Annotated in this window: 6 protein-coding genes; 4 read left to right on the top strand and 2 right to left on the bottom strand. The window is 71.6% G+C overall.

Going from position 1 to position 6,598, the window contains the following annotated elements:
• The 4 genes from J5F18_RS17180 to J5F18_RS17165 all read left to right on the top strand — a co-directional run.
• Positions 1 to 1,023, top strand: a 1,023-nt coding sequence (locus tag J5F18_RS17180; RefSeq protein ID WP_346299753.1) for a LuxR C-terminal-related transcriptional regulator, incomplete at its 5' end; no start/stop codon positions are given.
• A gap of 154 nt (positions 1,024 to 1,177) precedes the next feature.
• Positions 1,178 to 2,848 carry an alpha-amylase family glycosyl hydrolase gene (locus J5F18_RS17175; protein ID WP_346299752.1) on the top strand — a complete coding sequence of 557 codons (1,671 nt, stop codon included), beginning with the start codon at positions 1,178 to 1,180 and terminating at the stop codon, positions 2,846 to 2,848.
• Positions 2,836 to 3,951: a sn-glycerol-3-phosphate ABC transporter ATP-binding protein UgpC gene (ugpC, locus tag J5F18_RS17170; RefSeq protein WP_346299751.1), complete on the top strand. Its 1,116-nt coding sequence runs from the start codon at positions 2,836 to 2,838 to the stop codon at positions 3,949 to 3,951. Before J5F18_RS17175 ends, ugpC begins: the two co-directional genes overlap by 13 nt.
• 186 nt (positions 3,952 to 4,137) lie before the next feature.
• On the top strand, positions 4,138 to 4,512 hold the full coding sequence (locus tag J5F18_RS17165; protein WP_346299750.1) for a RidA family protein: 375 nt from the start codon (positions 4,138 to 4,140) through the stop codon (positions 4,510 to 4,512).
• A 7-nt stretch (positions 4,513 to 4,519) separates the two neighbouring features.
• Here the strand turns inward: J5F18_RS17165 and J5F18_RS17160 are convergent, their stop codons facing one another.
• The gene (locus tag J5F18_RS17160; RefSeq protein WP_346299749.1) at positions 4,520 to 5,935 is read right to left on the bottom strand and encodes an ABC transporter permease; all 1,416 of its coding nucleotides are present in this window, start codon (positions 5,933 to 5,935) and stop codon (positions 4,520 to 4,522) included.
• Between the two features lie 33 nt (positions 5,936 to 5,968).
• On the bottom strand, positions 5,969 to 6,514 hold the full coding sequence (locus tag J5F18_RS17155; protein ID WP_346299748.1) for an ATP-binding cassette domain-containing protein: 546 nt from the start codon (positions 6,512 to 6,514) through the stop codon (positions 5,969 to 5,971).
• Between the last annotated feature and the right edge of the window lie 84 nt (positions 6,515 to 6,598).

Here is a 6,598-nt window from a genome sequence, read left to right as displayed (position 1 = left end):
CCGGTGGCGGAGTTCCTCTACCGAATTCGCAGCCAGCTGCTCTGGGAGTGGCAGCGCCTGGACGAGGCGGAACAGGCGGCGCTGGCCGGCATCGCCGTGCTCGACAACCGAGGCGGGCGCTGGACCCTGCAGTGCCATATCGGCCTGGCCAAGGTGGCGCTCTCCCGCGGCGACCAGGCCCAGTGCGCCGACCACGTGCGGCGGCTGCGCAAGATCCTGGCCGAGGGCGACTACCATATCGACTGGCAGGCCAACGCCCACGCCACCCTGCTGGCCTGGTGGCAGGCCAACGACGACCTGGACGCCGTGGCGCGCTGGTGGCAGGAGGCCCCCCCGGGGGATCCGGCCACCGCCAGCAACCACTTCGCCCAGTGCAACCTGCGCAACCACGCCCGCGCCTTGACGATGCTGGGTCGCTTCGACGAGGCCGAGGCCCTGCTGCTGGCCCTCGAGGCCCAGACCGCGCGGCTGGGCCTCACCACCGATGCCAACCGCAACCGGCTCTGCCTGGCCGACCTGGGCTGGCGCCGCGGGCGCCACGAGGAGGCGCTCGCCCATCTGCGTGAGGCGCTGGCCCTGGCCACCCGCACCGGGCTCGCCGGCAGCTTCCTGCGCCTGGGCCCGGTGCTGCCCGAGATGCTCCAGGCGCTGCTCGGCGAGGCGGCGGGCCTGGACGAGCTGGCGCGCCGCCATGCCGAGCGCCTGCTGGTGCTCGGCCGGCGCCAGCGCGACTTCGGCCGCGCTGTGCGGCTGATGCTCGACGACGCGGTGATCGCCGATATCGTCGCGCGCCCCGACGTGCCCGAGCTGATCCGCGTCTCGCCGCTGACCCGCCGCGAGTGGCAGATCCTGGGCCTGATCCACGCCGGGCTCTCCAACGAGCAGATCGCCGAGCAGCTCGCGGTGGCCCCCACCACCGTCAAGACCCATATCCGCAGCCTCTACCAGAAGCAGAACATCCGCCGTCGCGAGGAGGCGGTGGCGCTGGCCGCCGACCTGCTCTCGCGGATCCAGGGGGAGTGAGTCCTTCCCCTGGGCGACCGACTCCTCCCCCCGGCTACGCCGTCTCCTCCGCCCCCGGGAGGATGTCCTCCCTGCCTGTCCTGCGCACCATGAGCCTGACGCTTTCCAGGGCCGGGCCCGTGGCCCGTAGCCTTCGAACGAGAGGACAGAATAGATGGCACAGCTTCTGAGTCGGCAGAGCGCCGACTGGTGGCGCGGGGCGGTGATCTACCAGATCTACCCGCGCAGTTTTCAGGACAGCCGTGGCGACGGCATCGGCGACCTCCGGGGGGTGATCGACCGCCTCGACTACATCGCGTCGCTGAACGTGGACGCCATCTGGCTGTCGCCCTTCTTCACCTCGCCGATGCTTGACTTCGGCTACGACGTCAGCGACTACCGCGGCGTCGACCCGATGTTCGGCACCTTGGAGGACTTCGATCGCCTGGTGGAGGCCGCGCATGCCCGCGGCCTCAGGGTGACCATCGACCAGGTGCTCTCCCACTCCTCGGACCAGCACCCCTGGTTCGCCGAGAGCCGCTCGAGCCGCGACAACCCCAAGGCCGACTGGTACGTGTGGGCCGATGCCCGTCCCGACGGCTCGCCGCCCACCAACTGGCAGGCGATCTTCGGCGGGTCCGCCTGGCAGTGGGACACTCGCCGCTGCCAGTATTACCTGCACAACTTCCTGGCCGAGCAGCCCGACCTCAACTTCCGCAACCCCGAGGTGGTGGAGGCGATCCTCGGCGAGGTGCGCTTCTGGCTGGAGCGTGGCGTCGACGGCTTCCGCCTGGATGCGGTCAACTTCTGCACCCATGGTCCGCTCAAGGATAATCCGCCCCGGGAGGAGATCGCCGAGGGTTTCATCGGGGTGCGCCCCGACAATCCCTATGGCTACCAGCGCCACCTCTACGACAAGACCCAGCCGGAGAACCTGGCCTTCCTGGAGCGGCTGCGCGCCCTGCTCGACGAATACCCCGGCACCACCAGCGTCGGCGAGGTGGGCGACGACGACTCGCTGGGCGTGATGGCCGAGTACACCCAGGGCGGCAAGCGCCTGCACATGGCCTACTCCTTCGACCTGCTCGGCGAGCGTCACGACCCCGCCTTCCTGCGCCATACCCTCACCGAGATGGAGGCGCGCATCGGCGACGGCTGGCCCTGCTGGGCGGTGGGCAACCATGACGTGACCCGTCTGGCCACGCGCTGGGACGCCGAGGGCGATGCGGCCAGGCTGCGCCTCTACCTGGCCTTCCTGCTCACCCAGCGCGGCAGCGTCTGTCTCTACCAGGGCGAGGAGCTGGGCCTCACCGAAGCGGAGCTCGCCTTCGACAAGCTGGTGGACCCGGCCGGTATCACCTTCTGGCCGGCCTACAAGGGGCGCGACGGCTGCCGCACCCCCATGCCCTGGGTCGCCGACAGCTGGTACGGCGGCTTCTCCAGCGCGGCGCCCTGGCTGCCGGTGCCCGACGAACACCTGGCGCTGGCCGTCGATCAGCAGGAGCGCGACCCCGAGGCGCTGCTCCATGCCTATCGCGCCTTCCTGGCCTTCCGCCGCACCCAGCCGGCGCTGGTCAAGGGCGATATTCACTACCATCCGCTGCGCGACGGCGTGCTCTGCCTGGAGCGCCGCCACCCCGCCAGCGACCCCGGCAGCCGCCTGCTGGTGGCGCTCAACTTCACCGACGAGGCGCGCACCCTCCCGGCCCCCACCGCGGCCGAGGCACTCCCCGGCGCACCGGCCCTGGTCAACGGCCGCTGGGGTGAGGGCCGCGTCACCCTACCCGCCTACGGCATCGCCATCGCGCGCTGCCCGGCACAGGAGGATCTGCAATGGGACATCTGACACTCACCGGTATCGGCAAGGACTATGACGGCGTCGAGATCTCCCGGGATATCGACCTGAACATCCAGGACGGCGAGTTCGTGGTCTTCGTCGGCCCCTCCGGCTGCGGCAAGTCGACCCTGCTGCGCATGATCGCGGGGCTCGAGGAGATCAGCCAGGGCGAGATGTGCCTGGATGGCGAGCGGGTCAACGAGATCCCACCCCAGGAGCGCGACATCGGCATGGTCTTCCAGTCCTATGCCCTCTACCCGCACATGACGGTGGCCGAGAACATGGCCTTCGGCCTCAAGCTGGCGCGTGCCGACAAGGCGGAGATTCGCAGCCGCGTCGCCCGGGCCGCCGAGATGCTGCACCTCACCGCGCTGCTCGAGCGCAAGCCCAAGGACCTCTCCGGCGGCCAGCGCCAGCGGGTGGCCATCGGCCGCACCCTGGTCAAGGAGCCGGCGGTATTCCTGTTCGACGAGCCGCTCTCCAACCTGGATGCGGCGCTGCGGGTCGACATGCGGGTGCAGATCGCCGAGCTGCACAAGCGGCTCAAGGCCACCATGATCTACGTCACCCACGACCAGGTGGAGGCGATGACGCTCGCCGACCGCATCGTGCTGCTGGCGGGCGGGCGCATCGCCCAGGTGGGGGCGCCGCTGTCGCTCTACCACTTCCCGAAGACCCTGGAGGTGGCCGAGTTCATCGGCTCGCCGCGCATCAACACCCTGCCGGTGGAGGTGGTCGACCCGGGCCAGCGGCAGACGGCGGTGCGCCTGCCCGGCGGCGAGTTGCTGCGGGTGGCGGTGGACGGGCGCGGCCTCACCGCCGGCGAGCACGCGACCCTGGGGGTGCGCGCCGAGGACTTCGTCGCCGCCGACCTGGCCGAGGCGCGGCTGCCGGCCCGGCTGATGGTGGCCGAGAAGCTCGGCTACGAGACCCTGGCCCACCTGCAGGTGGAAGGCGTCGAGGCGACCCTGACCCAGCGTCTGGACGGCCTGACGCACCTGGAAGATCACCAGGCCCTCACCCTGGGACTCGCCGGCGAGCGCTGCCACCTGTTCGCCGCCGATGGCCGGGCCTGCGAGCGCCAGGTCGAGATCCCCGGCGTCACCCACTAGCACCGCCAGGCAGGCCACCACGACGCCCCGGGAATGCCCCCGGGGCGTCGTGGTGTGTGAAGGGGCTATGAAGGTGCCGTGATGGGGCAAGAGGACATCGACGGCCGGCATGGCTTTCGGGATACTCTCCCTTCCGTCGAACGGCGGCAGCGCACGACGCTGCCTCAATCAGGAGCGAGCAGTCCCATGACCATCATCCGTCACGATACCAAGGCGCGCATGAGCCGTGCCGTGATCCACAACGGCATCGCCTACCTGTGCGGCCAGGTGCCCGGCCCCGAGGCGCGCCATGGCGACATCACCGAGCAGACCAGGAGCATGCTGGCCCGGGTGGACGCCCTGCTCACCGAGATCGGTTCCGATCGCGAGAATCTGCTCACCGCCACCGTCTATCTCAAGGACGGCCATGATGTCGCCGCCATGAATGCGGTGTGGGACGCCTGGGTGCCCACCGGCCACGCGCCGGCGCGCACCTGCGTCTGTGCGCCGATGCCCGCCGACGAGCTCAGGGTGGAGATCACCGTGACCGCCGCCGTGGTCAGCGGCGAGTACAGCTACTGAGGCGTCGTCAGCGCGCGCAGGGGTCGTCCATGACGGCCCCGTCCCGCGGGCGCAGCCGCCGCGAGAGGGCGTCCACCGCGATGTTCAGTGCCGCGGTGATCAGCAGCAGGAAGAGCGCCACGTCGAACATCAGGTAGTCGAAGCCCTCCTCGATGTAGAACCCCAGCGTGGCCACCCCCAGCATCCCCAGGATCGCCGTCTCGCGCAGGATCACCTCGGCGCGGTAGTAGAGCAGCGCCAGCATCCCCGGATAGAGCCGCGGCAGCAGCTCATAGGCCAGCCGGCCGCCCACCGGTAGCCCCGGCATGGCGGGCTGGATGGCGTCGGCGTGGCGCGCCACCAGGAAGGCGATCAGCGCCCCATTGTGCAGCGCCAGGGCGAGCCAGGCCGGCAGCAGCGAGGGCCCCAGCAGCAGCAGGAAGAGGAACGCCAGCATCAGCTCCGGGGTGGAGCGCAGCACCACCAGCAGGCCGTGGCCGGCCAGGCGCGTGCCGCGGTTGCCGACATGGCGGCAGGCCAGCGGCCAGAGCGCCATCGCCACCACCAGCGCCCCCACGGTGCCCAGAAGCCCCAGCAGCAGGGTATTGCCGATGGCCGGCCCCAGGTCGGGAATCCGCATGAACCACGCGACCAGCCCCGCCCAGTCGCCGGCCAGCAGCGCCCGCGGCCAGATGTCTTCGGAGACGAAGCGCCACACCAGCCCGCCGTCGACGCTGGGCCAGGGGCCCAGCAGCCAGGCGCCGCCGGCCAGCAGCACCAGCAGCAGTCGCCGGTGCCCCCACCAGGGCAGGCTGGCGATCAGCAGGTAGAAGAGCCACAAGAGGGCGCCCGCCTCGTGGTAGCGCCCCTCGCGGAAGGCGCTCTCCAGGTGGAAGCCCAGCGTCGGCAGACCCACGAAGCCCAGCAGCACGCTGGCGCGCAGGGCGCACTCGAAGCGGTAGCGGGTGTAGGCGGCGAGCTGCGCCCAGGCCAGCGGCAGCTCGGCGTAGACGAAGCGCGCCAGGCGCCCCGTGCCCGGCGGCAGGGCGTCGCGGGGCGCCCGGGGCGTCTGTTCGAGGATCTCGGCATAGACCTTGGCGAAGATCCCGGCGTAGGGAATGGCGAGCGCCGCCACGGCCGTGTAGGCGGTCAGCCCGAACACCTGCAGGAAGAGCAGCGCCCAGAAGAGCTCGTGGATCGCCCGCACGAAGGCGCAGCCGGCGCGCACCAGCCGCGAGCGAGCGAACAGCAGCGCCAGGGGAAAGCCCAGCACCACCCCGGCCAGGGTCCCCCAGATCGCCACCGCCACGGTGAGCCCGAGCGCCGACAGGGGCGACTCCAGCGCCCCCCAGGCGGGCCAGGCCAGGCCCAGCGCCATGCGCTGGAGCTCCCCCCAGGGGTCCCGGGTATGGATGGCCAGGTCGGCGAAGGGCGCAAGCACCACGGCCAGCGCCAGCAGCGCGAGCGTGTGCCTCGCTCACGGGCGGCCCCGGGCGCAGGGCAGCGCCTCCGGGTTCGGCATCTCCGGCGCGGCCGGCGCGCGGGGTGAGTCGGCGGGGGCGCCGGCATCCGGATAGAGGGCGTCCAGGTCGGCCAGGGTCAGCCCGGCGGCAGGCGCATCGATCACCAGGCGGCCCTGGCGAAGCCCCCAGACCCGGTCGAAATGGGTCAGCGCCAGCTCACGCTGGTGCAGGGCGACGACGGAGGTGGTGTGGCGGGCATCGATCAGCGCCAGCAGGCGCAGCGCCTGGTGGGGGTCGACGCTGGCCACCGGCTCGTCACCCAGGAAGAGGTCGCGCCCCTGGTAGAGGGCCCGGGCGATGGCCACCCGCTGGCGCTGGCCGCCTGAGAGCTGGCCCACCGCGCGGCGCTCGAGCCCGGCAAGGCCCAGTAGCGCGCAGAGCTCGCCGACCTCCCGCCAGGGACGGGCCAGGGGGCGCACCAGGTTCCACAGCGCCGCCAGGGCCGAGTGCTCCGGCAGCCGGCCCATGAAGACGTTGTGGTAGACGGCGAGCGCCGGCACCAGGCCGTGGTGCTGGGGGCACCAGGCGGCGGGCCTGGACCCCGGAGAGGCCGCCGAACCAGGCCAGCTGCACCTGGTCGTTGC

It is taken from the genome of Halomonas sp. BM-2019 (genome assembly GCF_017584085.1).
The sequence above is the reverse complement of the archived record's forward strand: the minus strand, read 5'-3'. Positions and strand labels throughout refer to the sequence as shown.